The 26884-nt window shown below is 65.6% G+C and carries 26 protein-coding genes and 1 tRNA gene; 12 read left to right on the top strand and 15 right to left on the bottom strand.

Annotation, left to right across the window (positions count from 1 at the left end):
- Positions 1-17: 17 nt before the first annotated feature.
- On the bottom strand, positions 18-1577 hold the full coding sequence (locus PKE80_RS11430; RefSeq protein ID WP_271182569.1) for a DUF1570 domain-containing protein: 1560 nt from the start codon (positions 1575-1577) through the stop codon (positions 18-20).
- Between the two features lie 148 nt (positions 1578-1725).
- A complete protein-coding gene (locus PKE80_RS11435) occupies positions 1726-2400 on the bottom strand; it encodes a YiaD family glycine zipper/OmpA-like lipoprotein (protein WP_008832505.1) in 675 nt (224 codons plus the stop codon).
- A 221-nt stretch (positions 2401-2621) separates the two neighbouring features.
- On the opposite strand from PKE80_RS11435, the gene PKE80_RS11440 reads away from it, so the two are divergent.
- Complete coding sequence (locus PKE80_RS11440) at positions 2622-3953, top strand: hemolysin family protein (protein WP_271182570.1); 1332 nt, start codon at positions 2622-2624, stop codon at positions 3951-3953.
- Positions 3954-4354: 401 nt separating this feature from the next.
- Here the strand turns inward: PKE80_RS11440 and PKE80_RS11445 are convergent, their stop codons facing one another.
- The 9 genes from PKE80_RS11445 to PKE80_RS11485 all read right to left on the bottom strand — a co-directional run bounded on the left by PKE80_RS11445 (position 4355) and on the right by PKE80_RS11485 (position 12557).
- Positions 4355-4771 (bottom strand): DUF3035 domain-containing protein, encoded by a 417-nt coding sequence (locus PKE80_RS11445; RefSeq protein WP_271182571.1) that lies wholly within the window; start codon positions 4769-4771, stop codon positions 4355-4357.
- A gap of 16 nt (positions 4772-4787) precedes the next feature.
- Complete coding sequence (gene lspA, locus PKE80_RS11450; RefSeq protein ID WP_271182572.1) at positions 4788-5294, bottom strand: signal peptidase II; 507 nt, start codon at positions 5292-5294, stop codon at positions 4788-4790.
- 8 nt (positions 5295-5302) lie between these two features.
- Positions 5303-8275, bottom strand: a complete 2973-nt coding sequence (ileS, locus tag PKE80_RS11455) for an isoleucine--tRNA ligase (protein ID WP_271182573.1) — start codon at positions 8273-8275, stop codon at positions 5303-5305.
- 229 nt (positions 8276-8504) lie between these two features.
- Entirely contained in the window at positions 8505-9434 is a 930-nt protein-coding gene (locus PKE80_RS11460) for a bifunctional riboflavin kinase/FAD synthetase (protein WP_271182574.1), read from the bottom strand.
- An 11-nt stretch (positions 9435-9445) separates the two neighbouring features.
- Positions 9446-9931 carry a dihydrofolate reductase gene (locus PKE80_RS11465; RefSeq protein ID WP_271182575.1) on the bottom strand — a complete coding sequence of 162 codons (486 nt, stop codon included), beginning with the start codon at positions 9929-9931 and terminating at the stop codon, positions 9446-9448.
- An 11-nt stretch (positions 9932-9942) separates the two neighbouring features.
- Positions 9943-11001: a 5-(carboxyamino)imidazole ribonucleotide synthase gene (locus tag PKE80_RS11470; protein WP_271182576.1), complete on the bottom strand. Its 1059-nt coding sequence runs from the start codon at positions 10999-11001 to the stop codon at positions 9943-9945.
- Positions 11002-11131: 130 nt separating this feature from the next.
- Positions 11132-11587 carry a 5-(carboxyamino)imidazole ribonucleotide mutase gene (gene purE, locus PKE80_RS11475; RefSeq protein ID WP_081799006.1) on the bottom strand — a complete coding sequence of 152 codons (456 nt, stop codon included), beginning with the start codon at positions 11585-11587 and terminating at the stop codon, positions 11132-11134.
- A 27-nt stretch (positions 11588-11614) separates the two neighbouring features.
- Positions 11615-12301 (bottom strand): 2,3-diphosphoglycerate-dependent phosphoglycerate mutase, encoded by a 687-nt coding sequence (gene gpmA, locus PKE80_RS11480; RefSeq protein WP_211150728.1) that lies wholly within the window; start codon positions 12299-12301, stop codon positions 11615-11617.
- Between the two features lie 61 nt (positions 12302-12362).
- On the bottom strand, positions 12363-12557 hold the full coding sequence (locus PKE80_RS11485; RefSeq protein ID WP_008830757.1) for a hypothetical protein: 195 nt from the start codon (positions 12555-12557) through the stop codon (positions 12363-12365).
- 129 nt (positions 12558-12686) lie between these two features.
- On the opposite strand from PKE80_RS11485, the gene PKE80_RS11490 reads away from it, so the two are divergent.
- From PKE80_RS11490 to PKE80_RS11505, 4 genes are all read left to right on the top strand, one after another.
- A tRNA-Thr gene (locus PKE80_RS11490) sits at positions 12687-12761 on the top strand.
- A gap of 190 nt (positions 12762-12951) precedes the next feature.
- Positions 12952-15732 carry a TonB-dependent receptor gene (locus tag PKE80_RS11495; protein WP_271182577.1) on the top strand — a complete coding sequence of 927 codons (2781 nt, stop codon included), beginning with the start codon at positions 12952-12954 and terminating at the stop codon, positions 15730-15732.
- Positions 15732-16862 (top strand): phytase, encoded by a 1131-nt coding sequence (locus tag PKE80_RS11500; protein WP_271182578.1) that lies wholly within the window; start codon positions 15732-15734, stop codon positions 16860-16862. Before PKE80_RS11495 ends, PKE80_RS11500 begins: the two co-directional genes overlap by 1 nt.
- 78 nt (positions 16863-16940) lie before the next feature.
- On the top strand, positions 16941-17618 hold the full coding sequence (locus PKE80_RS11505) for a lytic transglycosylase domain-containing protein (RefSeq protein WP_271182579.1): 678 nt from the start codon (positions 16941-16943) through the stop codon (positions 17616-17618).
- Positions 17619-17780: 162 nt separating this feature from the next.
- Here PKE80_RS11505 and PKE80_RS11510 read toward each other — a convergent pair whose 3' ends face one another.
- Positions 17781-18662: a UTP--glucose-1-phosphate uridylyltransferase gene (locus PKE80_RS11510; protein WP_271182580.1), complete on the bottom strand. Its 882-nt coding sequence runs from the start codon at positions 18660-18662 to the stop codon at positions 17781-17783.
- 157 nt (positions 18663-18819) lie between these two features.
- Here PKE80_RS11510 and murA point away from each other — a divergent pair, with 157 nt between their 5' ends.
- The 3 genes from murA (at position 18820) to PKE80_RS11525 (ending at position 21048) form a co-directional block, all read left to right on the top strand.
- On the top strand, positions 18820-20103 hold the full coding sequence (gene murA / locus PKE80_RS11515; RefSeq protein WP_008832548.1) for a UDP-N-acetylglucosamine 1-carboxyvinyltransferase: 1284 nt from the start codon (positions 18820-18822) through the stop codon (positions 20101-20103).
- A gap of 17 nt (positions 20104-20120) precedes the next feature.
- On the top strand, positions 20121-20369 hold the full coding sequence (locus PKE80_RS11520) for a hypothetical protein (protein WP_271182581.1): 249 nt from the start codon (positions 20121-20123) through the stop codon (positions 20367-20369).
- 184 nt (positions 20370-20553) lie between these two features.
- Complete coding sequence (locus PKE80_RS11525) at positions 20554-21048, top strand: metallophosphoesterase family protein (RefSeq protein ID WP_271182582.1); 495 nt, start codon at positions 20554-20556, stop codon at positions 21046-21048.
- Positions 21049-21148: 100 nt separating this feature from the next.
- Here PKE80_RS11525 and PKE80_RS11530 read toward each other — a convergent pair whose 3' ends face one another.
- Positions 21149-21382: a ribbon-helix-helix domain-containing protein gene (locus tag PKE80_RS11530; RefSeq protein WP_271182583.1), complete on the bottom strand. Its 234-nt coding sequence runs from the start codon at positions 21380-21382 to the stop codon at positions 21149-21151.
- A 178-nt stretch (positions 21383-21560) separates the two neighbouring features.
- Between PKE80_RS11530 and PKE80_RS11535 the strand changes: the two genes are divergently transcribed.
- The 3 genes from PKE80_RS11535 to PKE80_RS11545 are packed head-to-tail and all read left to right on the top strand — an operon-like array spanning position 21561 to position 23230.
- Positions 21561-21941, top strand: coding sequence for a PadR family transcriptional regulator (locus PKE80_RS11535; RefSeq protein WP_271182584.1), 381 nt, complete (start codon positions 21561-21563; stop codon positions 21939-21941).
- Positions 21931-22497, top strand: coding sequence for a DUF1700 domain-containing protein (locus PKE80_RS11540; RefSeq protein ID WP_008832543.1), 567 nt, complete (start codon positions 21931-21933; stop codon positions 22495-22497). The genes PKE80_RS11535 and PKE80_RS11540 overlap by 11 nt, the downstream gene beginning before the upstream one ends.
- 22 nt (positions 22498-22519) lie before the next feature.
- Entirely contained in the window at positions 22520-23230 is a 711-nt protein-coding gene (locus tag PKE80_RS11545; RefSeq protein ID WP_271182585.1) for a GIN domain-containing protein, read from the top strand.
- A 191-nt stretch (positions 23231-23421) separates the two neighbouring features.
- Here the strand turns inward: PKE80_RS11545 and PKE80_RS11550 are convergent, their stop codons facing one another.
- Positions 23422-24369: an L-threonylcarbamoyladenylate synthase gene (locus tag PKE80_RS11550; protein ID WP_271182586.1), complete on the bottom strand. Its 948-nt coding sequence runs from the start codon at positions 24367-24369 to the stop codon at positions 23422-23424.
- A 49-nt stretch (positions 24370-24418) separates the two neighbouring features.
- On the opposite strand from PKE80_RS11550, the gene PKE80_RS11555 reads away from it, so the two are divergent.
- Positions 24419-25258 (top strand): DUF815 domain-containing protein, encoded by an 840-nt coding sequence (locus PKE80_RS11555; RefSeq protein ID WP_271182587.1) that lies wholly within the window; start codon positions 24419-24421, stop codon positions 25256-25258.
- Positions 25259-25378: 120 nt separating this feature from the next.
- Here PKE80_RS11555 and PKE80_RS11560 read toward each other — a convergent pair whose 3' ends face one another.
- Positions 25379-26869: a PQQ-dependent sugar dehydrogenase gene (locus PKE80_RS11560; RefSeq protein WP_271182588.1), complete on the bottom strand. Its 1491-nt coding sequence runs from the start codon at positions 26867-26869 to the stop codon at positions 25379-25381.
- Positions 26870-26884: the final 15 nt, after the last annotated feature.

The following is a 26884-nucleotide window of genomic DNA, read 5'->3' on the forward strand; positions in this document are numbered from 1 at the left end:
ACGGCTGCGGCACCCTCTCAGGACCCTTCGGCGCCCTCACCCTCGGAGTCCTTGGGCATTTCCTCGCCCATATCCTCACCCTTCCAGGCGGGATCGTTCGCCATCCGCTCGATCAGGTTGTGCGCGAAGGTGCTCATGCCGCCGCCGTGCGGGTTGTTCGCCACCGGCCCCAGCACGATGCGGGCTTCCGGGGAACGCCCCAGCCGCAGCAGCGTCGTCCCGAGCGTCATGCGAAGGCCCAGATCGAAGGGGGCCAGTTCCACTGCCCGGATCAGCCCGTCGACCGCAAGTTTCGGAGGTTGCTCTCCCTGCTCGACGAAGCTGCGGTAGAAGTAGATCAGCGGCAGCGGGTGGTCGTTCTCCAGCCGGTTGAGCGCGATGAAGGGAGCCCGCGCCGTCTTGTACGCGGCAGCGCGCTCCTTGTCGTCGCCCTTGTTGTCCTCAGCCTCGCGGAACAGCGCATAGCCCTTCTGGACGTAGGCGTTGACTTGCGAGGGATCACGCCTGATCGCGGTATCGGCGGCGGCGACGGCCTCCTTGTCGTGCCCGGCGTCATATTCACACTCAGCCAGCGCGGCGAGCACCGCTGCATCATCGGGATACTTCGCCGCGATCGCCCGCGCCTCGACCAGCAGCGTCGCGGCTTCCTCGCTCGACACGCCGCGCCGCGAACGGATGCGCACCGGCATGATCTCCGCCTCCCCCGCCGAGAGCGTGCGCAGCGACACCGGGCCGATCGTCAGCAGTTCCGGCTTGAGCGTCAGCGCCGTCATCCGCCGCTGCCGCAAGTAATGGTCGAGATCCTTTTCCAGCTTGTCGAAATCGCCGAAAGCTTCCAGCGCTGCGGCGCGCTGGCCGCGTCCATTGGCAAGCAGCTCGGTGTAGCGGGTGAACTGGCCTTTGCGATCGCCGCCAAAGGTCAGGTAATGATAGAGCAGCCAGCTCTTGCCGTAGAAGGCGTCGTAGCTGGTGTGCTTGCGCTTGTCGTAATCGGTTGGGTCGAGCAGGTCCGCCGCCTTGACGTCCTGCGCATAGAGCAGTTCCCCCGCGCGGTGACTGGCGGGGCGGCCGAGCCAGAGCCCGCCGTCCGCCTCGAACTTGGCCGAGGCGAAAAACTCCGCCGACCCTTCGCTCAGCCAGCGTGGCATGGCCGAGACGTTGCTGGAAATCAGGAAGTGGTGGGCATATTCGTGCAGCAACACGATCATCGACCAAGTCACTTGCCCGCTGCCGCTCTGCACGGCGGGCACGATCGCCAGCGAGCCCCCTGCCCGTGGCACGTAGAAACCACCGACGAACTTGTTGTCGCCGCCATGAAGCTCGCGCACTTCGCGGGTGTTCTTCACGACATAGACGGTGACCCGGTTCGACGGGCTGGGCTTGGCGACTTTGGAGCCCAGCACATAGGCCATCCCCGCGTGATACCGCTCAAGCTGCTGCGCAAAGCGGGTGATGTCCTTGTCGGAATCGTTGGCGTAGATGACGAAGTGTTCGCTCGACGCCTCGGTCCAGGCCGCCTGCGCAGGCGTAACCGAGAACCACGCAGCCAGCGCCGCCGCCACAATCCTGAAACGCATCAAGTCCCCCCGAACCCTGTTCGCGGCCAGACTACGCCGATATTGCGGCGTTTCAAGTTACTCTATGGAAATCACGTGGTTACGAAGAAGGGGCCGGTGCGGTTTTCCGCGCCGGCCCCTTCCCCGATCCCGCTTCCTGCGGAAGGTCTTACTTCGCCGAGCTGGCGTCGTCGGTGGTGACCGGCGTGATCTTGATCTCGACACGGCGGTTGAGCGCGCGGCCCTCCGGCGTGTTGTTGTCGGCGACCGGGTAGTTCATGCCCATGCCCTGCGTCTGAATGCGCGAGGACGAGACACCTCGGCTGATCAGGTAGCGCGCCACCGAATCGGCACGGCGCTTCGACAGGTCCATGTTGTAGGCGGCCGAGCCGGTCGAATCGGTGTGGCCGTAGACGTCGACGAGGCTGTTCGGATACTGCACCATCGACTGCGCGACCTTGTCGAGCGAGGTCTGGAACGAAGGGCTGACGACGGTGGAATTCACCGCGAACGTCACGTCCGGCAGGTTCACCAAGATGCCGTCGCCCTGCTGGGTGACGTCGATGCCCGAACCGGCGGTCTGTTCCTTCAGCTCCTTGATCTGCTTGTCCATCTGGTAGCCGACGACGCCGCCCGCGACGCCGCCGATGCCGGCACCGACGATGCGTGCGGTCTTGCCGCCGATGACGCTGCCCAGCAGATAGCCAAGGCCCGCGCCGCCTGCGCCGCCGATCGCCGTGCGCGAAACCTTGCGCTCACCGGTGTTCGGATCAGTGACGCAGGCGGAAACCGAAACCAGCGCGAAGACCGCGGCGGCCGAAGTGATCAGGCGCGACTTTTTCATCTCTTGGGTGTCCCTTCCTCTTGATGTGCCCTTATACCGGACATCTGTGCGGTAGTGAACATGAACGGCGAATGGCTTGTGCGCCCTTCAACACACAGCATTACGTACGGTTCCCAGGCCCGCAACAGATTGCCTCACACATTGCAAAGCGTTGCCATGCGGCGTTTGGCCAACACGGGTTCTTCGCGCGGCGCACAATCTCTGCTAGCCGTGAAAGCACTGTGACACCCTTTCCCTGGACCGACGTCCTCATCATCATCGGGCTGATTCTGCTGAACGGCCTGTTCTCGATGTCCGAACTGGCCATCGTCTCCGCGCGCACGCCGCGCCTCAAGATGTCCGCCGACAAGGGCAGCCGGGCCGCCCTGACCGCGATGGAACTGGCAGCCGACCCGGGCCGCTTCCTCTCGACGGTACAGATCGGCATCACGCTCATAGGCATCATCGCGGGCGCTTATTCGGGCGCGAGTCTCGGCCAGCCGGTCGGCGATCGCCTCGCCACGCTCGGCGTGCCGGTCCGTTTCGCAGGCGAGCTGGGTTTCGCGCTGGTGATCATTGCCACGACATACGCCAGCGTCGTCGTCGGCGAACTGGTGCCCAAGCAACTGGCCCTGCGCATGGCCGAGCCGGTTGCGCTGGTCATGGCCCGCTCGATGAGTATCCTGGCGACGGCGATGGGTCCGTTCGTCTGGCTGCTCGACAAGTCCTCGGGCCTGATCCTGCGCCTGTTCTCGATCCGCAGCGGGGATACCGAGCGTCTCACCGCCGAGGAACTCCACATGATTTTCGCCGAGGCCACCCGCACCGGCGTGATCGAGGAGGAGGAGCGCGCGATGATGACCGGCGTGATGCGTCTCGCCGAGCGTCCCGTGCGCGAACTGATGACCCCGCGCAACCAGATCGACTGGATCGACGCCGACGCCGACGAGACCCAGCTGCGCGCCAAGATCGCCGCCTCGCCGCACTCGCTGCTGCCGGTGGTGGCGGGCGAAGGCGCACCAGACAACGTGGTCGGCATCCTCAAGGTCAAGGAAGTGCTCGCCGCGCTGGTCGAGGGCCGGACGGTCGAGGTCCGCGCGATGATGCGCAAGGCCGAGGTCATCCCCGACCAGCTCGACGCCATGGACGCCCTGCGCAAGCTGCAGACCGCCGAAGTGTCGATGGCTGTGGTCCACGACGAATACGGTCACCTCGAAGGCGTGGTGACCCCCTCCGACGTTCTGGCCGCGCTGGCAGGCAACTTCGTCTCGCATCAGGACGAGGGCGACGAGCCCATGGTGACCGAGCGCGAGGACGGATCACTGCTGGTCTCGGGCGCCATGCCCGCCGATTCGCTGGCGGATCGCCTTGGCATCACGCTGCCCGAGGACCGTGATTTCGCGACCCTCGCGGGACTCGTACTCCACGTACTGCGCAAGGTCCCGCGCGAGGGCGAGCACTTCATCGATCAGGGCTGGCGTTTCGAAGTCATCGACATGGACGGGCTCAAGATCGACAAGCTCCTCGTCAGCAGCGTCGAGGATGAGGACGACGGCGTCACCGGTGACGGTTGACAAGCCTGCTGGCCGGCTAAGACATGATTGAGAGGGCACGCGGTGCGACCCGCGTGCCCTTTTTCATGTCCAGAAAGAATTAAGGGCCGGCATCGCAGAACACACCTCGTCATCCCAGCGAAGGCTGGGGCCGCTCGCCGCGCAAAGCCCGACCCTCGACCGGACGCTTTGACGATAGCTAAACCTTGGATCGTCATTGCGAGCGTAGCGAAGCAATCCAGAGCGGCGCCGAACTGCCCTGGATTGCTTCGCTACGCTCGCAATGACGAAGGGTGGGGCAATCGCTATGGCAGTAACAGGCCAGCGGTCCCAGCCTTCGCTGGGATGATGGGTTGTGCCCTGCACGATACGAAAAAGGCCGGACTTTCGCCCGGCCTTTTTCGTATCGTTTCAGCGAGAGATCAGCTGCCCACGGCAGTCTGCGCGTCACGCCCATCGCCTTCCGGCGCGGCGAGAATCGCGCGTGTCAGCTGGCCCTTGGCGACCGTGTAGGTCTGCGGATCGCCCACCGTCGAGCGGATTGACGGATCGGCGGTGCCTGCCATGCTCAGCGCCGACTTCTCGATGTCGCTGCGGGCCTGCGGGCCGCCAAACAGCGCATCGAGCGTCTGCTGCTGCATCGAATCATCGGCCGGGCGAGGCTGGCCCTGCTTCGGCGGGCTCAGCGAGAAGTCGGGCGGCACCACCAGCGGGGTCTGGCGCTGCACGGCGAACTCGTCGGGGCGAGCACGGTTGAACAGGCCGGTGCTGCCGCAAGCGGACAGCATGACCGCGCCCGTCGCGACGAGGAGGAGGGCAGCGGTTTTCTTCATGCGCATCAAATTCAACTCGCGTTTAATCTGCAATCGGGGCGGGTTGCGCCTCTGTCTCGGGCTTGTCGCGCGAAAACAGGGAACGGGCAAGGATAATCAGGACGCCGATGGTGATGGCGGCGTCCGCAAGATTGAAGATCAGGAAGGGCCGCCAGCCTCCGAAATGCAGGTCGGCATAGTCGATGACATAGCCGACGCCGAAACGGTCGCGGATGTTTCCCGCCGCACCGCCCAGCACCATGCCGAGCGCCGCGATCTCCGGCAGCTTGCGCTCGCGCAGCAGCCAGACGAACACGAAAGCGGCAATCGCGCCGGTCATGGCGACCAGCGCCCAGCGTCCCTCGGGCGAACCCGCAGTGAACAGGCCGAGCGAGACGCCGAAGTTCTGCGTCCACGTCAGGTTGAAGAACGGCAGGACGTAGACCTGCCCGATCCGGTCGAGATCGATGCCTTCGGTGATCCAGCCCTTGATGCCCTGGTCGATCGCATAGACGACCACGGCGACCAGCAGGCCGATCACACGCTTCATCCAGGGGTTCATTCCACCGGCTCCACGACGTCGTCGCAGCGGTCGCACAGCGCGCCGTCCTCGGTCACTTCCGGGAGATGGCGCCAGCAGCGGCCGCACTTGTGGTCGGTGGAGGGGGTGACGGTCACCTCCTCGCCCTGCCCGCGCGTGACTGTCCCGGTGATGAACAGCTCGGCGAGATCGGCCTCAGGTGCGCTTTCGGGCACCGTGACGACGGCGGCCAGGCTGGAGCCGATGATCTTCTCCCGCCGCAGCGGCTCGATCGCCTCGGTCACAGCCGCGCGCAGCGTGCGCAGTTGGGCCCACTTCGCATCGTCTGCCTCGACCGCCGGAACTTCCGGCCATTCGAGCAGGTGAACGCTGTCGCCGTCCGGATAGCGCGATCCCCACGTTTCCTCGGCGGTGAACACGATCACCGGCGCGGCGTAGCGGATCAGCGCGTGGAACAGCGTGTCCAGCACCGTGCGGTAGGCGCGGCGCTTGGGGTCCGTTGGCGCGTCGCAGTAGAGGCAGTCCTTGCGGATATCGAAGAAGAACGCGGAGAGGTCCTCGTTGCAGAAATCGAGCAGCGACCGGACGTAGGTGTTGAAGTCGAAGGCATCGATCGCCCCGCGCAGCGTCGCGTCGAGCTTGCCCAGCAGCGCAAGCACGTAGCGCTCCAGTTCGGGCATCTCCGACACGGGAAGGCGCTCCGCCTCGTCGAAGCCGTCCAGTGCGCCCAGCAGGTAGCGCAGGGTGTTGCGCAGCTTGCGGTACTGGTCGGCGACGCCCTTCAGGATTTCGTCGCCGATGCGGTGGTCCTCGGTGAAATCCACCGAGAGCGCCCAGAGACGAATGATGTCGGCGCCGTTGGTCTCCATGACCTTGAGCGGGCTGATCGTGTTGCCCAGCGACTTGGACATCTTCATGCCCTTGGCGTCCATCGTGAAGCCGTGGGTCAGCACCGCCTTGTACGGCGCATGGCCGCGCGTGGCGCAGCTTTCCAGCAGCGAGGACTGGAACCAGCCGCGATGCTGGTCGGAGCCTTCGAGATAGAGATCCGCCTTCGGGCCGGTATAGCCTTCGGGGCGCAGCAGATCGGGCCAACGGCCTGATTCCAGAACGAAAGCGTGCGTGGAGCCGGAATCGAACCAGACGTCGAGAATGTCGGCGACGCGCTCGTAATCGTCGGCGTTGTAGCCGTTGCCGAGCAGGTCCTGCGCGGCTTCGTCCGACCAGCCATCGACGCCCTTCGCCAGGATCGCGGCGCGGATGCGTTCGTTGACGGCGGGATCGACGAGGTATTCGCCGGTCTTGCGGTGCACGAACAGCGTGATCGGCACGCCCCATGCGCGCTGGCGCGAGAGCACCCAGTCGGGGCGCCCCTCGACCATCGCGCCGATGCGGTTGCGGCCCTTGTCGGGAACGAAGCGGGTTTCGGCGATGGCCTGCAGCGCCGCCTGACGAAGCGTCGGCGCGTCCATCAGGTTTTCCTCGGCGGGATCGATCGCCCCGCCCTCGTTCTCCCAGCGCTTGTCGGCCGGGGTCTTGGGCGAGATATGCGTCATCGCCTTGTCCATCGGCACGAACCACTGCGGGGTGCAGCGGTAGATCACCTTGGCCTTGGAACGCCACGAGTGCGGGTACGAGTGCTTGTAGTCCGCCGAAGCCGCCAGCAAGCCGCCCGCTTCGCGCAGGTCGGAGCAGATCGGGCCGTCGGGGGCGTTGAACTTCGGGTTGATGACCGAGCCCTGTCCGGCCAGCCACAGCCAGTCCTCGCGGTACTTGCCGTCGGCCTCGACCACGAACTTGGGGTTGATGCCGTTGGCCTTGCACAGATCGAAGTCGTCCTCGCCATGGTCGGGCGCCATGTGGACGAGGCCGGTGCCGCTCTCGGTGGTGACGAAATCGCCCGCCAGCAGCGGACGCGGCTCGGCGAAGAAGCCGCCGAGCGCGTGCATCGGGTGGCGAGCGATGGTGCCGGCGAGGTCGGTGCCTTTGCCGCGCCATAGTTCCGCATTGGCTTGGAAGATAACCTTGCTGTCATGACCAGCCGCTTTCAGCAGGCCAGTCAGATATGCGGACATTCGCTCTTGGAAGGACTTTTGCAGTTCCGCAGCAATCAGGAATTTCCTGCCGAACAATGCACGGCCGACGTTGGCATGAGAAGCTGATTCCTGCTCCCCCCACCCAACTACGCCTAGTGAAGACGTCTGAAGAACAACATACTCAACCTCCGGCCCATAAGCCAAAGCCTGGTTCACCGGGATCGTCCAGGGCGTCGTCGTCCAGATCACCGCATAGGCGCCGACCAGTTCGGGCACGGCCGACTCAACGATCTCGAACGCCACGTCGATCTGGGTCGAGGTGATGTCCTCGTACTCAACCTCGGCTTCGGCGAGGGCGGTCTTCTCCACCGGCGACCACATCACCGGCTTGGCGCCGCGATAGAGCATGCCGTTCTCGGCGAACTTGAGCAGTTCGCCGACGATGGTGGCCTCGGCCTGGAAGTCCATCGTCAGGTACGGGTTGTCCCAGTCGCCGTTGATGCCCAGGCGCTTGAGCTGCTCGCGCTGCACGTTCACCCAGTTCTGGGCATAGGCGCGGCATTCGGCGCGGAATTCCTCCGCCGGAACCTCGTCCTTGTTCTTCTTTTTCTTGCGGTACTCTTCCTCGACCTTCCACTCGATCGGCAGGCCGTGGCAGTCCCAGCCGGGAACGTAAGGCGCGTCCTTGCCCAGCAGGGTCTGGGTGCGGACGACCATGTCCTTGAGGATGTGGTTCAGCGCGTGGCCGATGTGCATGTCGCCGTTGGCATAAGGCGGGCCGTCATGCAGCACGAACTTGTCGCGGCCGCGGCGGGCGTCACGGGTCTTCTCGTAAATCTTTTCCGACTGCCAGCGCGCAAGAATGCCCGGCTCCTTCTGGGGGAGTCCGGCCTTCATCGGGAAATCGGTCTTCGGCAGGAAGACGGTGCTACGATAGTCGCGCTGTTCGGTCATGATCGCGGGGCACTAGAACAAATGCGCGATCGTTGGAAGTGCGAGGATTCGGTGAGGCTCGCCGTCCCCTGCCCGCGTCACCCTGAACTCGTTTCAGGGTCCATTGTGCCGCAAGCCCGGAAGCTGGAATGGTAAACTGCGAGTGCGGCCTTGTGGAGCGACAGTCCGGCACCAACCGCCCGATGGACCCTGAAACAAGTTCAAGGTGACGGGGTGCCTGGCCGCGTCGTCAGAGACCCGCCAGCAGTTCGCGCGCTTTCACGCAGTCCCGGTCCATCTGCTCGATCAGCGCGTCGAGCGAATCGAACTTCGCCTCGGGCCGCAGGAAGTGGTGGAACGCCACCTCGATCTCCTGCCCGTAGAGGTCGCCTGCGAAGTCGAAGAAGTGCGGCTCCAGCAGTTCCTTGGGCGGGTCGAAGGTCGGGCGGATGCCAATGTTCGCCGCACCGTGGACCACGCGGCCATCGGGCATGCGGCCGGTCACCGCATAGATGCCGTAGAGCGGGCGCAGGTAGTTCGCCATGTCGAGGTTGGCTGTGGGAAAGCCGATGGTGCGGCCCAGCTTGTCGCCATGCTGCACCCGGCCCCGGATCGCAAACGGCCGCGTCAGCAGGCGTGCGGCCAGTTGACAGTCGCCGCTCTTGAGCGCCTCGCGGATGCGGCTCGACGAGACGGTGCCGCCCGCGTCGCTGACCGGACCGACGGTGCGCCCCTCCAGCCCGTGCGCCGCGCCGACTTCCCGCAGCAATTGCGGATTGCCGCCCTTGGCGCGGCCGAACGTGAAATCCTCGCCGGTGACGACGCCGACCGCGCCCATGTGACGCACCAGCATCTCCTCGATCCACTGCACGGCGGGCATCGCCGCCATCGCCGAATCGAAGTGCAGCACCAGCATCGCATCCGCGCCGGCGGCCGCGAACAGTTCCTGCCGCTGCTCCAGCGTGGTCAGGCGGAAGGGCTCGGCATCGGGCTTGAAGTGGCGGACGGGGTGCGGGTCGAAGGTGGCGACGATGGCCGGGCGGCCCTGCGCCTTCGCCCAGCCGATCGCCTCGCCCACCACGGCCTGATGGCCTTGGTGGAACCCGTCGAAGTTGCCCAGCGCCAGCACGGCACCGCGCAGGGATTCGGGAACGGGTTGGCGGTTGTCGAGGCGAATCATGGGCGTCTCGGCTATAGGGCGCGTGTGAGAGTCACGAAAGCATGTGCCGGTCGGGCACCGTCCGCCGCATGGGCGTCGCGCGCAATTTCAACCCACTCGGGGCCGACTTCGGGCATTACGGTATCGCCCTCGTAATCGCCCGCGATCTCGGTCAGTTCGATCCGGGCGGCGAGCGGGAGGAAGAGAGCATTGATCTCGGCCCCGCCGATCACCGCGACTTCGCCTTCTCCGGCAAGCGCCAACGCCTCGTCCACCGAATGCGCGACTTCGGCGCCTTCCGCGCTCCAGCCGGTGTCGCGGGTCAGCACGATGTGACGGCGGCCGGGCAGCGGCGCGGGAAAGCTGTCGAAGGTCTTGCGGCCCATCACCATCGGCTTGCCCATGGTCAGCGCCTTGAACCGCTTGAGGTCCGCCGGGAGCCGCCAGGGCAGCGCGCCGTCGCGGCCGATCACGCCGTTTTCGGCGCGGGCGTAGATGAGGAAAACCTGCGGCATCATCTTTGGGGCCATCAGTCGAGGATCAGCCGCGTGACATGGCCCATCTTGCGCCCCGGACGGGCGGCGGCCTTGCCGTAGAGGTGCAGGTGGTTGGCCGGGTCGGCGAGGATCGTCGGCCAGTCGTGCGCCTCGTCACCGATAAGGTTGCGCATCTCCACGCCCTTGGCGGCAAGGCCGGTGTCGCCCAGCGGCAGCCCGCAGATCGCGCGGACGTGGTTCTCGAACTGGCTGGTGACCGAGCCCTCGATGGTCCAGTGGCCCGAGTTGTGGACGCGCGGCGCCATTTCGTTGAAGACGGGGCCGTCCTTCGTCGCGAAGAATTCCAGCGTCAGCACGCCGACATAGTCCAGTGCATCGGCAACCTTGGTGGCGAGGGCCCGCGCGGCAGGCACCTGCTCCAGTAGGTCGGCGGGCGCGGGCACGGTGCTGAGTGCCAGGATGCCGCCCTCGTGGACGTTGTGGGCGCTGTCGAAGAAGCGCACCCCGCCGTCCGCGCCGCGGCACAGGATCACCGAGAATTCGGCAAAGAAGGTGACGAAGCCCTCGTAGATCAGCGGCGTCGCGGGAAGGTCCAGCGCGGCGGCGTCCCCGGGCGTCATGATGCGCCACTGGCCCTTGCCGTCATAGCCGTCGCGGCGGGTCTTGAGGATGCCCGGCGCGCCGATCGCGGCGATGGCCCGCGCAAGGTCTTCGGCACTGTCCACCGGGGCGAAGGGGGCAGGGGTGCCGCCGAGGCCAGTGACGAAGCGCTTTTCGTTCAGGCGGTCCTGCGCGGTTTCGAGAGCACGCGCGTGGGCGAGCAACGGCGTGTCGCCCAGCGCCGCGAGCGGGCCAACGGGGACGTTCTCGAACTCGTAGGTCACCACCGCGCAGTCGGCGGCGAACTTCGCCATGGCCTCGGCATCGTCCCAGGCGGCGCACGTGAACTGGGCGCAGACGTCGGCGGCGATCGAGTCCGCCTCGGGCGCGTAGACGTGGCAGCGGTAGCCAAGCTGCGCCGCCGCCATGGCGATCATCCGCCCGAGCTGGCCGCCGCCAAGAATGCCGATGGTTTCGCCGGGAGAGATCATTACGCCTTTACGCCTGCCTTGTGCCGGTGCCCTTCGACAAGCTCAGGGTGAGCGGACTTAGTGCTGAAATTCTAAAACCCAACCCCGCTCGTGCTGAGCGTGTCGAAGCACCTCAGCCAAGCGGGAAACATCAGACCGGCTTTTCCGCTACACCCGCGGTCTGCGCCGCACGGAAGTCCTTGAGCCGTCCCGCCAGCGCCTCGTCCGAGGTGGCCAGGATCGCCGCCGCCAGCAAACCGGCATTGGCCGCGCCCGCCTCGCCGATCGCCAGCGTGCCGACGGGGATACCCGCAGGCATCTGCACGATCGAGAGCAGGCTGTCCTGTCCCGACAGCGCCTTGCTCTGCACCGGCACGCCGAGCACCGGAAGATGCGTCATCGCGGCAATCATGCCGGGCAGGTGGGCAGCGCCCCCTGCCCCGGCGACGATCACCTTGAAGCCTTCGCCGTCCGCGCCATGCGCGAAGTCCACCAGCCGCTCGGGCGTGCGGTGCGCCGAGACGATGCGAGCGTCATAAGCGACGCCCAGCTTGTCGAGCATCTCGGCGGCCTTGATCATGGTCGGCCAGTCGGACTGGCTGCCCATGACGATTGCAACTGGTGCAGTCACGGATCAGCGCTCCGAGAGGTAGTAGCGGTCGAGCACCTTGAGATCGTTGTCGAGCTCGTAGACGATCGGCTGGCCGGTCGGGATTTCCAGACCGGTGATCTCCTCGTCGGAGATACCCGAGAGGTGCTTTTCCAGCGCGCGCAGCGAATTGCCGTGCGCGGCGACCAGCACGGTCGAACCGGCATGGAGGTGCGGCACGATCGAGCCTTCGTAATACGGCAGGACGCGGGCGATGGTGTCCTTGAGGCTCTCGGTCATCGGCGTGTCGATGCCCGCGTAGCGCGGTTCGGCCGAGAGGTCGAACTCGCTGCCCTTGTCCATGACGGGGGGCGGAATGTCGAAGCTGCGGCGCCAGACCTTGACCTGCTCGTCGCCGTGCTTGGCGGCGGTCTCGGCCTTGTCGAGGCCGGTCAGGCCGCCGTAGTGACGCTCGTTCAGGCGCCAGTCCTTGGTTTCCGGGATCCACAGGATGCCGGCGGCTTCGAGCGCGAAATGCAGCGTCTTGATCGCGCGGGTCTGCAGCGAGGTGAAGGCGACGTCGGGCAGCAAGCCCTTGTCCTTGAGCAGCGCACCGGCAGCGCGGGCCTCGGCCTCGCCCTTTTCGGTGACGTCGACGTCCCACCAGCCGGTGAAGCGGTTTTCAAGGTTCCACTGGCTCTGGCCGTGGCGAAGCAGGATCAGGCGAGGCAATGTAGGCTCCCTATACTGTCAAGGACCGACGCGGTCTTGCCGCTGTTCGAGATATGGGCCCCTAGCTTTCCGGCGGCGATTTGGCCAGTGGCGGTTTGCTGTCGGGCGATTCGCCCTCCTCGACCGCTTCGCCGAGCGCGGATACGGCACGAGCCTGCGCCTTGCGGCGACGCAGGTTCTCGCGCAGCTTGGCGGCGAGACGCTCTTCCTTCGTGGGTTTTCGAGGCGATTGCGGCGCGTTCATCGCCCGCTGCATTGCCGCTCCGAAAAAGAAAGCACAAGAGGCGCTTGACAATCGAACGCCGCGCGGACAATAGCGCCCCCCTGTCTCGGGGGCTTCTGGCCCGGCAGACAGACGCCCCGGTTACCCGGGCCTGGAATATGTGCTGCTGTAGCTCAGTGGTAGAGCGCGTCATTGGTAATGACGAGGTCGGGAGTTCAATCCTCCCTAGCAGCACCATTCCCTTCCCTTTCTCTCATCGAAGATAGCGCATTGCCGGGGCATTCAGCCACCGCGTCTTCTGGCGTGTTTTGCTGCAATGCGGCGACTGTCATCGAACTGTCTTCGCTCTATCACGCGAGCGTCATGGAACAGGCCTACGGGCCGCCCTCAAGGACACACAACGTCGCTTCAGGGAACCATTCCAGCTATGAATCGCTCGCTCCAGCTCGTCGCCGGGCTGCTTGCCTCGGCCTCCTTCGCCACTATCGCTCACGCCGGTGAAGTTGCCGGTCACGTCAACGACGCTACCGGCACCCGCGCGCTACAGTCGGCCACCGTGCGCATCGTGGAACTCAACCGCCAGGTCGAGACCGACCGCGCCGGTTCCTACGTCTTCGGTGACGTGCCCGCCGGCACCTACACGCTCGAAGCGCGCTACGTCGGTGCGGAAGTGACGACCCAGACCGTCAACGTCGCTGCGACCGGCCGTATCGAGGGCAACTTCGACCTCGCGGCGATCGGCGGCGGCGACATTCTCGTCACCGGCATGACCGCGAACATGACCAGCGCCCTGTCCCGCCAGAAGGCCGCGGACGGCGTGGAATCGGTCCTGACCCGCGACGCGGTCGGCCAGTTCCCCGACCAGAACGTGGCGGAATCGCTGCGCCGCCTGCCGGGCGTCAACATCCTCAACGATCAGGGCGAAGGCCGCTACGTCTCGGTCCGCGGTCTCGACCCCGAACTCAACGGCACCTCGGTCAACGGCGTGCGCCTGCCCGCCCCGGAATCGGATGTGCGTTCGGTCGCGCTGGACGTCATCTCATCCGACACCATCGAATCGATCGAAGTGAAGAAGAGCTTCACCCCCGACATGGATGGCGACTTCATCGGCGCCTCGATCGAGATCAACACCACCAGCGCCTTCGATTCCAAGAAGAACCGCTACTCGGTCAGCGCCGAGGGCAGCTGGAACGACTATTCGGGCAAGGTCATGCCCAAGGGCTCGTTCGACTTTACCCAGAAGCTGGGTGACGACTTCGGCATCGCCGGATCGGTCAGCTACTACAAGCGCAAGTTCGAGACCGACAACGTCGAGACTGGCGGCTGGAGCCTCGACGACGCCGGCAACGCCTGGGCCGAATCGGTCGAATATCGCGACTATGACGTGGAGCGTACCCGCATCAACGCGGCGCTGTCCGCCGACTGGCGCGTGTCGGACACGACCAAGGCCTATATCCGCGGCAACTGGGCGCAGTTCGACGACCACGAATACCGCCGCCGCACCACGCTCGACTTCAGCGATTTCGAGGACGGCCCGACCTCCAGCACCGACAGCGGCGCGACTTTCGACGGCGACGACGAGCGCATCACCGTCAACCGCGACCTGAAGGACCGCTTCGAGCGCCAGCGCATCCGCTCGGTCTCGATCGGCAGCGACACCGACACCGGCGTGTGGAAGTTCAAGTGGATGGGCAGCTACGCCAAGTCCACCGAGCGCGAGAACTTCTCGATCGACCCGACCCGTTTCCGTGCGCGCTTCACGGAAGGTACCGTGGTCGACATGGATTACGCCAACAAGTACTATCCGACCTACTCGGTGACGCAGGGCGCGGACAGCTTCAACGATCCCAGCGAGTATGAATTCAACCGTACCGAGCTGACCACGCTGTCCGACAGCCGTGACCAGGAATGGGCGATCAAGGCAGACCTCGCCCGCACCTTCGCAGGTTCGAACGGCGACTTCACCGTGCAGGTCGGCGGCAAGGCCCGCTGGCGCAAGAAGTCTTACGACTTCAACATGACCTACTACGAACTGGCCGACGATGCGCCGGACTATACGCTGGCCGACGTGCTGGGTTCGCAGACCTACCGCCTGGTCAACATGGGCCCCGTCGCCAGCAAGGGCGGCCCGGCCGACTACCTGCTCGCGAACCCCGGTTCCTTCGTGGTCAACGATTACGAGACGGACTTCAACTCGGCGACCAGCGACTACTCGGTGCGTGAGGACATCGCGGCCGGTTATGCGATGGCGCGCTGGGACAGCTCGACGCTGCGCGTGATCGGCGGCGTGCGCATGGAGCGTACGTACAACGAGCTGAACGGCCAGTACGTGACCGACAGCGACGACGTCGTGGTCACCCCGGTCAGCTTCACCCGCAGCTACACCAACTGGCTGCCCAGCCTGACGGTGCGCTACAGCCCGCAGCAGAACATCGTGGCGCGTCTGGCGGGTTACAAGACCGTCGTGCGTCCCAAGCTCTCGCAGATGGCTCCGCGCAACACCATCAACGATGACCTCGAACTGGAAGTCGGCAACCCCGAGCTGAAGCCCTATCAGGCCTGGAACCTCGACGCCGGGTTCGAATACTACTTCTCGAACAATGGCGCATTCTCGGTTGGCGGGTTCTACAAGTCGATCAAGGACTACACTTACACCCAGCGCACCCGTGAGGCCGGCACCTATCAGGGCGTCGAATATAGCGAGCTGACGATGCCGGTGAACGGTGACACCGCCGAGATCGTGGGCCTCGAGGCCAGCTTCAGCCAGTCGTTCTCGATGCTGCCCTCGCCGTTCGACGGCCTGCTGACGCAGATCAACTACACCTACACGTACGCCCGCGGCACGGTGCTGGACGGTGACGACGTGGCGCGCCGGATCAACCTGCCCAACGCCTCGAAGAACACCTTCAACGTCGTGCTGGGCTACGAAAAGGGTCCGATCAGCCTGCGCGCTGCCGGCACCTTCCGCGACAAGTACCTCGACGAAGTGGGCGACGATGCCGAGACCGACCGCACCGTCAACCAGCACTTCCAGCTGGACCTCTCGGCCAAGTACAAGCTGACCGACAACATCAAGCTGTTCGCCGACTGGGTGAACGTCAACAACGCCAAGTACTTCGCCTACCAGAACCTCGGCGGCGCCAAGCGCGTGCTGCAGTACGAGGAATACGGCTCGACGGTGAAGTTCGGCGCAAGGATGTCGTTCTGATGAAGCGCAACCTCACGCGCATCGCCGATGTCGTGAAGCTGGGGTCGGGAGCTTTGCTCCCGGCCCTCCTGCTTTCCGCCTGCGCGACGACCTCAACCATTGGCACCACCGGAGCACCCGAAGCTCCCCGTCCCCGCTATCCCGCCATCGACATTCCCGCCGAGGGCGAGACCACGCCGGTCGGCACCGGCAATGCCGATGCGGCGGACGATCCGGCGATCTGGCGCAATGCGGCGAATCCCGCCGCCAGCCTGGTCCTGGGCACCGACAAGAAGGCCGGGCTCTACGTCTACGCCCTCGACGGTACGGTGAAGGACTTCTCGCCCGCCGGTGCGCTCAACAACGCGGACCTGCGCGAAGTGCGCATGGCCGACGGCTCCACCCGCATCCTCGTCGGCGCCAGCGACCGTACCGACCGCGCCGAGCCGCGCATCGCGCTGTTCGGCCTCGACGGTGCGACCGGCAAGCTCTCGGTGCTCGGCTCCGGGACGTTCCTCCCCGCAGACCATGCCCCGGCGGAGGCCTACGGCTTCTGCATGGGTGCTCCGCTCGCGGCGGGCGAACTCGCCCGCGCCTACGTCGTGCTCAAGGACGGTACGGTCGCCGAGAGCCGCATCGTCGAGAACGCCGGCAAGGTTTCGGCCGAGCACTTGCGCGACGTCAAGTTCGCGACCCAGTCCGAGGGCTGCGTCGTCGATGACGTGACGAAGACGCTCTACGTCGCCGAGGAGGACGTGGCGATCTGGAAGGTGCCGCTCTCACCGGCGACGCTGACCGCATCCTCCTACGCCCGCGTCGGCGAAGCGGACGGTCTGGTCGACGACATCGAGGGCCTTGCCATCGCCCGCAACGCCGAAGGCCGCGCCTGGCTCGTCGCCTCCAGCCAGGGCGACAACGCCTATGCGCTGTTTGATCTCGCCACCGGCAAGCCCGCAGGCCGCTTCCGTATCAACGGGGGCGCCATCGGCGGGACCAGCGACACCGACGGCATCGAAGTCGTGCTCGGCGACTTCGGACCGCAGTATCCCGAAGGACTGTTCATGGCGCAGGACGGCGACAACGCCCCCAAGGCGCAGAACTTCAAGCTGTTGTCGTGGCGCTCGATCCGCACCGCGCTGGGCATCCGGTAACCCGACTCTGCCGCATCCGCGTGTGACTCGATCTCGCGGATGCGGTAGAACGGCGACCATGGTGAGGGAAACGAATCGATGAGGCGGATCGAAGCACTGGCTGTGCTCGTCATCGTTTCCTGCGCGGCATTGCCCGCGGTGGCCCAAGCAGATGTTCTGCAGATCGGCACCTCAGGCGCCGAATGGGTCGCCGGTGGCCCTGCAACCCTCCCCGCCGCATCCGACCTCGCGCAAGTAGATCAGTCGTCGGGCGTCGGCTTCATCGGCAGCACTGTTGCAAAGGCGACCGAGCAGGTCGAATCGACCCCGATGGAGATCGATTCCGGGCTGCACCCTCAGTCGATTACAGAAGCACTCGACGCGGCAGGCCCGACCCGCTGGCGTGAGCGCGTCGCCCAGCTTGCCGCCAAGTACGACATCAGCCCGACGCTGCTGGAAGCGGTGGTCTGGCAGGAAAGCCGCTGGAACGAACTGGCGCTCTCGCCGGTCGGCGCGCGTGGGCTGGCCCAGCTGATGCCCGGCACCGCCGCGCAGATGGGCGTCGATCCCGCCGATCCCATGGCCAACCTAGAGGGCGGCGCGCGCTACTTGCGCATGCAGCTCGATGCCTTCGGCGGCGATCTGGAAAAGGCGCTGGCGGCCTACAACGCCGGTCCCGCCCGCGTGCTCAAGGCCGGGGGCATTCCCAATATCCGCGAGACCCGGGCCTACGTCGCCTCGATCATGGCGCGGCTGACGGACCCGGTTCGGCAGTAAACACCCACATCGTCATTGCGAGCATAGCGAAGCAATCTAGGGCCGAGTAAACTGCCCTAGATTGCTTCGCTATGCTCGCAATGACGACTGTTCTGATGGTGGCGTCCGCAAAAAACGCGCCACCTTCCGGCAGCGCGTTTTTTTACCGTCCGAAGTGGCGGATCAGCCCAGCAGCTTCTGCGCGATCGCGCGTACATCGTCGCGCATATCGGGACGGTCGAGCGCGATAGCCAGCGTCGCTTCCACGAAGCCGACCTTCGAGCCGCAGTCGAAACGGCGCCCGTTGAAGGTTACCGCATGAAACGGCTGCTGGCCGATCAGCTTGGCCATCGAATCGGTCAGCTGAATCTCGCCACCTGCGCCCTTCCCCTGCGTTTCAAGCAGACCCATCACTTCAGGCTGGAGGATATAGCGGCCCGAGACGATCTTGTTCGAAGGCGCCTCGTCCACCTTGGGCTTCTCGACCAGACCCTTGACCTCGGTGAGATTGCCCCGGCTTTCGCCGGGCGCGATCACGCCGTAGCTCGACACTTCCTCATGCGGCACTTCGAGCACCGAGACGAGGTTGCCGCCCACTTCGTTGTAGGCCTCGATCATCTGCGCCATGCAGCCGGGCGTGCCGTACATCAGTTCGTCGGGCAGGAAGATCGCGAAAGGCTCATCCCCCACGACGGCGCGGGCGCACCATACCGCGTGGCCGAGGCCCAGCGGCACCTGCTGACGCACGGTGACGAGGTTGCCGGGCTGGATGCGGGTCGGCTCAAGCGGGTCGAGCGACTTGCCGCGCCCGGTCATCGTCGCTTCGAGTTCGTAAGCGGTATCGAAATGCTCGACGATCGCGGTCTTGCCGCGGCCCGTCACAAAGACGAATTCCTCGATTCCGGCTTCGCGCGCCTCGTCGACGGCGTATTGGATCAGAGGCCGATCGACGACCGGAAGAAGTTCCTTCGGAATCGCCTTGGTGGCGGGCAGGAAACGGGTGCCGAGACCGGCGACGGGAAAGACGGCTTTTCGGACCGGCTTGCGAAAGTTCGAGTCACTCATGGGTCTGGATAATGCCTCGCTCATGTTGCGGTTGCGTTTAAAGCCCGGAAATAGTCTTAGCGCAACAACCCCATGTTAATCTTACCGAACCCTTAATCCGCCGCGAAATTGCATCCGATCCCGTTGAAGCACGCGCGTTTGGCGCTAAAGGACGGTGATGGACAAGATCATCATCGAGGGCGGCAAGCGCCTTTCCGGCACCATTCCCGTTTCCGGCGCCAAGAACGCCGCGCTCACGCTGCTGCCCTGCGCGCTGCTGACCGAAGAACCGCTGACGCTGCGCAATCTGCCGCGTCTGGCGGACATCGACGGTTTCCAGCACCTGATGAACCAGTTCGGCGTCTCCACCGCGATCGCGGGCAGCCGTCCGGAAGACTTCGGCCGCGTGATGACGCTGCAGGGCACGCGTATCACCAGTTCGGTCGCGCCTTACGACCTCGTACGCAAGATGCGCGCCTCGATCCTCGTCCTTGGACCGATGCTGGCGCGCATGGGCGAGGCGACCGTGTCACTGCCCGGCGGCTGCGCCATCGGCAACCGCCCGATCGACCTGCACCTCAAGGTCATGGAAGCACTGGGCGCGACGATCGAGCTGGCCGCCGGTTACGTGCGCGCCATCGCCCCTGACGGCGGCCTGCCGGGCGGGCGCTACTCGTTCCCGGTCGTCTCCGTGGGCGCCACCGAGAACGCGCTGATGACCGCCGTGCTGTGCAAGGGCAAGTCCACCCTGCACAATGCCGCGCGCGAGCCGGAGATCGTCGATCTGTGCAACCTGCTCGTCGCGATGGGCGCGCAGATCGAGGGTATCGGCACAAGCGACCTCACCATCCACGGCGTCGACCGCCTGCACGGAGCGACCTACATGGTCATGCCCGACCGCATCGAGGCGGGTTCCTACGCCTGCGCCGCCGCCATCACCGGCGGTGAAGTGCTGCTCAAGGGCGCGAAGATCGAGGACATGGAAGCCACCGTGCAGGCGCTGCGCGATGCAGGCGTCCACGTCGAGCCCAAGGCCGACGGCCTCCATGTCGCCTCGGACGGCAAGCTGCGGCCCGTCACGATCTCCACCGCCCCCTACCCCGGTTTCGCCACCGACATGCAAGCGCAGCTGATGGCCCTGCTGTGCATGGCCGAAGGCTCCAGCGTGCTCACCGAGACCATCTTCGAGAACCGCTACATGCACGTTCCCGAACTCAACCGCATGGGCGCGCGGATCGAGACCAAGGGTCGCACCGCGATCGTCCACGGCGTACAGGGCCTCACCGGCGCCGACGTCATGGCGACCGACCTCCGCGCCTCGATGAGCCTCGTGATCGCCGGTCTCGCCGCAAAGGGCCAGACGCAGGTGCACCGCCTCTACCACCTCGACCGCGGCTACGAGCGCCTTGAGGAGAAGCTGGCACTGGTCGGCGCGCAGATCGAACGCGTCGGCGGCGACTGAGGAAACTCCGAAGGCCCATGGCGCGTTTGCCTCTCGAACTGCCGAGAGGAGAGACGAACATGGGCCTCATCAAGTTGGCGGCCGCCGGAGCGGTCGGCTACGCCCTCTACAAATACGCGACCGAGAAGAAGCAGGAAGCCGAGTTCGCAGGCGGCGTGCGCGATTCCGGTCCGGAGCATATGAGTTCGCCGCCCAAGAGCTGGGACAAGACCGACGAAGCGATCGACGAGAGCTTCCCGGCGAGCGATCCTCCATCGACATACTGATCACCAGTCGCGGTCGCTAGAAAGGGCGGGAGAAGCAAAGGCTTTCCCGCCCTTTTGCCATCCGTCGCAAATTCCCGCGGCCTGGCTGATTCCCCGCATCCTGGCTGGAACGAATTGTTTACCTAACCCGTTGAAACCCTTGTCGGAGCGCCGGGATGGCCGCCTCCGGGACGGGAAGAAGATGATGGCGATCCACTTTGTCGCGGACCTGAACTTCAACGGCGAGAGCGCCCTTCACGCGATTCCCTACGGCTTTCCCGATAGCGCCGAGATGACCCGCCGCATCTGCGAGGTCTGGCGTGCCCGCGTGGCCGACGACGACACCGTCTGGATTCTCGGCAATGTCGGAAACCCCGTCCATCTCGGCAGCCTTCCCGGCAACAAGCACCTTGTGCGTGGACCGAATGACCCGCAAGCGTGGAATTGTCTCGCAACGGGCCGCTACGCCAGCGTCTGCGACATGCAGCGCCTCGATACGGCCCACGGAACTCTGACCCTCATCAACGACCCTGCGAAGGCGCTGGAAGGCGATGCGCTCGTACTCCACGGCCATACCCGGTACGCGTGGAGCCGCCCCGGTCACAACTGCGTGGCCGCGCACGGACTGGGATGGGGGCCGGTCAGCCTCGACATGCTGATGCGCAAGCCCGCCGAACCGAGGCTTAGCCGCGCCGCCTGAAGGCGCCATTCGTCATTGCGAGCATAGCGAAGCAATCTAGGGCGACCCAAGACTGCCCTGGATTGCTTCGCTATGCTCGCAATGACGAATGGGAAACACTCTAGCCCAGAGCCGAAGTCGCCAGCCACACCCTGACCGCCCCGGCCAGCCCCGGCGGCGTTTCAGCCTCCAGTCGCTCCGCATCGATCCGCGCGACGAGCGCGTTCACCGGCAACCCCTCATGCGCGGCGGCGCGCTTGAGCAGGTCCCAGAACACCGGCTCGAGGCTGATCGAGGTCTTGTGCCCGGCGATCTCCACCGAACGTTTGACCGGAGGATGGTAAGGCGTGGTCATCGCGCGGCAACCTAGCTGCCCTCCGCCCCGCCGAGAACCCCGGAAATCAGCCGAAGTCCATTGATCGATACCTATCGATAGCAAGGTATCTTGCCTCGACCTGTACTTTTCTAAACAAGGTATCTTGCAACACACAGTAGCTGGTTATATACGATGGACATCCGCAGGAGATGATTCGATGTCCGAAATCGAAATCCAATTGAAGAAAGGGGTGCTGGGGCTCTGTGTCCTGGCGCTGCTCTCGCGGGGGGACAGCTATGCCTACGAGATCGCGAGCCGCATGGCCGACGCGGTCGACATGGGCGAAGGCACGATCTACCCGCTGATGCGCCGCATGCAGTCCGAAGGTCTGGTGAAGACCTACCTTGAGGAATCGCCCTCCGGCCCGCCCCGCAAGTACTATAGCCTCACCGACACCGGCCGCTCGCGTCTTGCCGAGCAGGTCGCCGAATGGCGCGGCTTCACCAAGGCCGTGGACACGCTGCTCGACGATGCCGCAGAGCCGACTGCCGTTCAGGAAGGCCCGATTCAGGAAGGAGAGCCCAGCCATGATGCGTAACGAATTCATCAAGCGCCTGAAGGCGGGCCTCAAGGGCATGCCGCAGGACGCCATCGACGACATCGTCGCCGACTACGAAGAGCACTTCGAAGCCGGCCTTGCCGAGGGCCGCAGCGAAGAGGAGGTTGCGACGGCCCTCGGCAACCCGAGCCGCCTTGCCCGCGAACTGCGCTTCGAAACCGGCTTCCGCAACTGGAAGAGCGATCGCACGCCGTCGTCCGCCTGGGGCGCGATCCTTGCCTTCATGGGCCTCGCCACGATCGACATCCTGATCCTGCTGCCGATCGTGCTGCCGGTTCTGGGCGTGGTCTTCGGCCTGTTCGTGGCGGTGCTGGCGGCCTTCGTCGGCGGCGGCTTCATGCTGATTGCCGGGCCTTTCTCCGGCTTCCCCGGCGGCCCGCTGATCGCGATCCTGCTGGGCCTCGGCACCATGAGTGCTGCGGTCGGCATCGGCGCCCTGCTCACCATCGTGGGCATCGGCGTGGTCAACGCCCTCATGTGGTTCGGCCGCCTGCACTACCGTGTGCTCGAACCCGCCATCCATCCCGAAGACTGACGACGACAAGGAGGACCAAGTGATGCTCAGGAAACTGCTCATCGTATTCGCCAGCGGCCTGATCCTGTCGATCGCCGCCTTCGCCCTCGCCTGGACTTTCGGCGGCGAGAAAATGAAACAGGAATTCGAGACGAAGGGTTGGTACTTCGACGGCGGCGACGATCACCACGAACAGGGTCCGCGCAAGTCCCGCGTGTTCGCCATCCAGTCGGGCAGCCAGCTCGCCATGGAAGTGCCGGTGGACCTTGAGTTCACGCGTGGTGACAAGGCCGAGATGACCGTCGAAGGGCCCGCCAGCGTGGTCGACCGGCTGGTCTGGGCAAACGGCCGCCTCTCGCTTAACGGCAGCGCCCGGATCCATCGTGGCCTCAAGGTGCGAATCACCGCTCCCGAGATCGCCGGGCTGGACCTCGATGCACCGGGCGACGTGGATCTACACGGTCTCGACCAGGAATCCTTGCGCATCAACGCTCGCGGCGCCATCGACCTCGACGCATCGGGCAAGGTCGCCCGGACCTTCGTGACCTCCGACGGTGCCGGCAACATCGACCTCGGCAAGGTGCAGGGCCGCGACGCTACGATCCGCATCAACGGCGTGGGCGACGTCACCATCGGCGCCACCGGCGTGGTCGACGTGGAAATCAACGGCGCGGGCAACGTCACCCTCGTACGCAAGCCCGAGACGCTGCGCAGCCGGATGAACGGCATCGGCGATATCGACCACGACTACTGAGAAACGTTCCACGTGGAACATACGAGGCCCGCATCGTCAGCGACGGTGCGGGCCTTTTCCTTGCCTGCCTGCCTGCCCCTGCCTCCTCGTCATTGCGAGCGTAGCGAAGCAATCCAGGGCAGTCTCAAGCCGCTCTGGATTGCTTCGCTACGCTCGCAATGACGAGGAGTTGGAGGAGCCGACGAAAAGCCTCAGGCTGCCGCCCGGCGCAGGCGATCGTTGATGGCAGCGCCTATATCGCCCTCCGGGATCGGCGCCACGGCGATGCGCGGCTGCGCTGCGGCCGCTCCGGCATGAAGCAGCGCATAGAGCCGCGAGGCCGCCTCGATCAGATCTCCGCTCGCCGACAGGGTTACCTCCCCCGCCACTGCGCCGAAACCGATGTGAAATTCGTCAGCCTCTGCCTCGATCGCATCGAGCCGCACCGGCTTGCCCGGCGCGTAATGGCTGGCAAGTTGCCCCGGCGCCTCGATGGCCTGCGAAGTCACCGGCTCGCTCGCGCCGCCGAGTACAGCGGCAATGCGATCCTCGGCGATGGGGCCGGGACGCAGGATCTGCCAGCGCCCCCCGTCCCGCAACGCGACGATCGTGGATTCCAGCCCTGCCTCACAGGCGCCGCCATCGACCACCGCATCGACATTCGCCCCGAGCGAGGCGACGACATGCCCTGCCTCGGTCGGGCTGACCCCGCCGCTGCGATTGGCCGAAGGCGCCGCGATCGGCAGGCCCGTCGCCGCGATGACCGCCCGCATCACCGGGTGCGCCGGACAGCGCAGCGCGATCGTAGGGAGCCCGGCGGTGACCGCAGCGGCAATCGGCGCGCCCTTTCGCAATGGCAGAACCATGGTCAGCGCGCCCGGCCAGAACGCCTCAGCCAATGCCAGCGCGCGCTCGTCGAACTCCGCCAGCATCTGCGCCGACGCGAGATGTTCCACGTGGACGATCAGCGGATTGAAACTCGGCCGACCCTTGGCCCGGTAAATCGCTGCTACGGACTCGTCCCGGTCCGCTCTTGCCGAAAGGCCGTAGACCGTCTCCGTCGGAACGGCGACAAGGCGCCCTTCCCGTAACAGACGCGCGGCGGCTTCGATCCCGTCGGGACCGGCTTCAAGCATCTCGGGCTGGCTGGCGTGCTCCATACCCCGTCGCTATAGCCCCACGGCGACGAATGCCAAGGACATGCAAAAGATGACGACCCAGCCCGCGGAGCACACCCAGGTTCTCACCCGCATCGCCGAAGCGCTGGAACGCCTCGTGCCACCCGCCCCGACCGCGACCGACTGGCTCGCGCATCCCGCCTACGTATGGACGGGCAGCGCCGCGCGATCGGTCGCGCAACTCGACGCCCCTGCCCTGACCCTGCTGCGCGGCATCGACACGCAGAAGGACCGTGTGGTCACCAACGTCGAGCGCCTTGCCGCCGGACACGCCGCGCATGACATGCTGCTCTGGGGCTCGCGCGGGATGGGCAAGTCGGCCCTGCTGCGCGCCGCCATACGCTCCGCCGACACGGCGCATTCGGGACGCATCGCGCTGGTGCAGGTGGCCCAGGAAGCGCTCTCCGGCGTGACCGACCTCTTCGCCGCACTCGGCAAGGTCGACCGCAGCTTCCTCGTCTTCATCGACGATCTCGGTTTCGAGGAAGGCGACGGGGCCGGGCCGCGCATCCTGCGCTCGTGGCTGGAAGGCGGCGTCGAGGCACGCCCGGCGAACGTGCGCCTCGCCGTCACGTCGAACCGCCGCGCCATCGTCGGCCGCTCGATGTCGGAGCAGGACGATCCCATCAACGCCCGCGACGCGGTGGACGAAAAGCTGGCCCTGGCCGATCGCTTCGGCCTCTCGATCGGCTTCCACAACTGCGACCAAGATTCCTACCTCGCCATCATCGGCGGCTATGCCGGTGAATTCGGGCTGGAGTGGGAGCCGTCGGACGCGCTGGAATGGTCGCGGCGGCGTGGCGCGCGGTCTGGACGCGTGGCGTGGCAGTACGTCAATGAATTGGCTGGAAGAGCAGGGAAGACGATATAAACGCAGGGGTCAACACCCCTGCACCCCATTACCGTCGTCGTCGTGCGCGCATCACGTTAGCTGAGCGCACGGCGACAACGTGGGGGTCTGGGGCGATGGCCCCAGGACTTCTCTTTCTACTTACTGCGGCAACAGCCGATCGTCTTCCTTCCGGAATCCACCCATCAACTTCGCCGCCTCTTCCGGAGAAGTCGGGTCCTTGATGTCCTCACGCGGCTTCATGTGCTCGGTAACGACGGGCTTGATCGCCGGTGAGGGCTGCGCCCCCGGCGACACCACGCGCCAGACGATCCCCGCCGTGTCATCGCTGACGAGCAGCGCGCCGCCCTTGTCCCACGTGACCCAGGTGGGACGGCCGTGGGTATCGCCGTTGTCCTTGAGGAACCCGGTGAGCACCGGCTGCGGCTTCACGTCCTTCGGATTGCCGTTGGCATCGAAAGGAATGAACACCACGTCGTAGCCCGCCGAGGGACGGCGATTCCAAGACCCATGGCGGGCGATGAAGACGCCGTTCTCATAGCCCTTGCCCATGCGGTTGCCGCCATTGGCGAACGTCAGCCCCAGCGCCGAGACGTGGGCGCCCAGCGCGTATTCCGGCTTGCGGGTATATTCGATCATGTAAGTCTGCATCGGCCACTGGACGCGTTCGTCGAAAGTGTCCTTCCAGTAGACCCACGGCCAACCGTACTGCGCGCCGACCGGCACATTGGTGAGGTAGTCCGGCACGAGATCCGGGCCAAGCATGTCGCGCTCCTGCACCGTCGCCCACATCTCGCCGGTCGAGGGGTTCCAGCCCAGACCGTTGGGATTGCGCATGCCGACCGCAAACTGGCGGCGGCGGGCGGTTTGAACGTCGACCTCCCAGATCATCGCACGCCCGGTCTCTTCCTCCATGCCGTTCTCGGCAACGTTGCTGGCAGAGCCGACCGCGACGTAGAGATGCTTGCCGTCCTCGCTCAGAAGCAGGTTGCGCATCCAGTGGTTGCCGGCGGGCGGCAGGTCGATCATCGTGCGCAGCGGCCGCCCTTCCAGCTTGGTCTGGCCGGGCGTGAAGGCGAATTCCAGCACCTTGTCGTGGTTCGCCACGTAGAGCTTGCCGTCGCGGTAAGCGAGGCCCGAGGGCGAGTGCATGTCCTCGCTGCGCAGCGTCGTCTTCAGTTCGGCCTTGCCGTCGCCGTCGGCGTCACGCAGCAGCACGATGCGATCGGGCGAAGCCTCCCCGGCGCCGACGCGGTTGAACATCAGGCCCATGACGAAGCCGGTGATCCCACCCGGCTTGTTCCCGGCCGGAGCATTCGTCTCCGACACCAGCACGTCACCATTGGGCAGCGTGAGCATGGTGCGCGGATGATCGAGCCCTTCCGCGAAGCGGGCAACCGTCAGTCCCTGAGCCGCCTTGGGCGCCTCGCCCGCAGCCCAGCCCACCGGCTTGGCGAGCTTGATGCTGGGGATCCACTGCGCCTTGGGTTCGACCAGCTGCGGGTTCTTGCCTGCCGTCGCATCGCTCGGCAGCTCCGAGGTGTTGGAGTTCAGGCCCCAGTACACGAACCCGGCGGCAGCCAGGACGATCACGGCGGAGGCGATGGCGGTCTTCTTGACGATCGGATTCATGCGCCAAGAGATAGA

The sequence above is a fragment of the Novosphingobium resinovorum genome, from assembly GCF_027922145.1.
Taxonomy (GTDB): domain Bacteria; phylum Pseudomonadota; class Alphaproteobacteria; order Sphingomonadales; family Sphingomonadaceae; genus Novosphingobium; species Novosphingobium resinovorum.

Coding starts and splice junctions, on each gene's coding strand:
- purE (WP_081799006.1), bottom strand. CDS start 11,587: ATGGGCAGCCAGTCCGACTGGCCGACCATGATCAAGGCCGCCGAGATG.
- PKE80_RS11500 (WP_271182578.1), top strand. CDS start 15,732: ATGAAGCGCAACCTCACGCGCATCGCCGATGTCGTGAAGCTGGGGTCG.
- PKE80_RS11540 (WP_008832543.1), top strand. CDS start 21,931: ATGATGCGTAACGAATTCATCAAGCGCCTGAAGGCGGGCCTCAAGGGC.
- PKE80_RS11460 (WP_271182574.1), bottom strand. CDS start 9,434: ATGATTCGCCTCGACAACCGCCAACCCGTTCCCGAATCCCTGCGCGGT.
- PKE80_RS11545 (WP_271182585.1), top strand. CDS start 22,520: ATGCTCAGGAAACTGCTCATCGTATTCGCCAGCGGCCTGATCCTGTCG.
- PKE80_RS11445 (WP_271182571.1), bottom strand. CDS start 4,771: ATGCGCATGAAGAAAACCGCTGCCCTCCTCCTCGTCGCGACGGGCGCG.
- PKE80_RS11510 (WP_271182580.1), bottom strand. CDS start 18,662: ATGAGTGACTCGAACTTTCGCAAGCCGGTCCGAAAAGCCGTCTTTCCC.
- PKE80_RS11505 (WP_271182579.1), top strand. CDS start 16,941: ATGAGGCGGATCGAAGCACTGGCTGTGCTCGTCATCGTTTCCTGCGCG.
- PKE80_RS11435 (WP_008832505.1), bottom strand. CDS start 2,400: ATGAAAAAGTCGCGCCTGATCACTTCGGCCGCCGCGGTCTTCGCGCTG.
- PKE80_RS11530 (WP_271182583.1), bottom strand. CDS start 21,382: ATGACCACGCCTTACCATCCTCCGGTCAAACGTTCGGTGGAGATCGCC.
- PKE80_RS11555 (WP_271182587.1), top strand. CDS start 24,419: ATGACGACCCAGCCCGCGGAGCACACCCAGGTTCTCACCCGCATCGCC.
- PKE80_RS11520 (WP_271182581.1), top strand. CDS start 20,121: ATGGCGCGTTTGCCTCTCGAACTGCCGAGAGGAGAGACGAACATGGGC.
- ileS (WP_271182573.1), bottom strand. CDS start 8,275: ATGACCGAACAGCGCGACTATCGTAGCACCGTCTTCCTGCCGAAGACC.
- PKE80_RS11525 (WP_271182582.1), top strand. CDS start 20,554: ATGGCGATCCACTTTGTCGCGGACCTGAACTTCAACGGCGAGAGCGCC.
- PKE80_RS11470 (WP_271182576.1), bottom strand. CDS start 11,001: ATGATCTCTCCCGGCGAAACCATCGGCATTCTTGGCGGCGGCCAGCTC.
- PKE80_RS11430 (WP_271182569.1), bottom strand. CDS start 1,577: ATGCGTTTCAGGATTGTGGCGGCGGCGCTGGCTGCGTGGTTCTCGGTT.
- PKE80_RS11550 (WP_271182586.1), bottom strand. CDS start 24,369: ATGGAGCACGCCAGCCAGCCCGAGATGCTTGAAGCCGGTCCCGACGGG.
- PKE80_RS11560 (WP_271182588.1), bottom strand. CDS start 26,869: ATGAATCCGATCGTCAAGAAGACCGCCATCGCCTCCGCCGTGATCGTC.
- PKE80_RS11465 (WP_271182575.1), bottom strand. CDS start 9,931: ATGATGCCGCAGGTTTTCCTCATCTACGCCCGCGCCGAAAACGGCGTG.
- lspA (WP_271182572.1), bottom strand. CDS start 5,294: ATGAAGCGTGTGATCGGCCTGCTGGTCGCCGTGGTCGTCTATGCGATC.
- murA (WP_008832548.1), top strand. CDS start 18,820: ATGGACAAGATCATCATCGAGGGCGGCAAGCGCCTTTCCGGCACCATT.
- PKE80_RS11485 (WP_008830757.1), bottom strand. CDS start 12,557: ATGCAGCGGGCGATGAACGCGCCGCAATCGCCTCGAAAACCCACGAAG.
- PKE80_RS11495 (WP_271182577.1), top strand. CDS start 12,952: ATGAATCGCTCGCTCCAGCTCGTCGCCGGGCTGCTTGCCTCGGCCTCC.
- PKE80_RS11535 (WP_271182584.1), top strand. CDS start 21,561: ATGTCCGAAATCGAAATCCAATTGAAGAAAGGGGTGCTGGGGCTCTGT.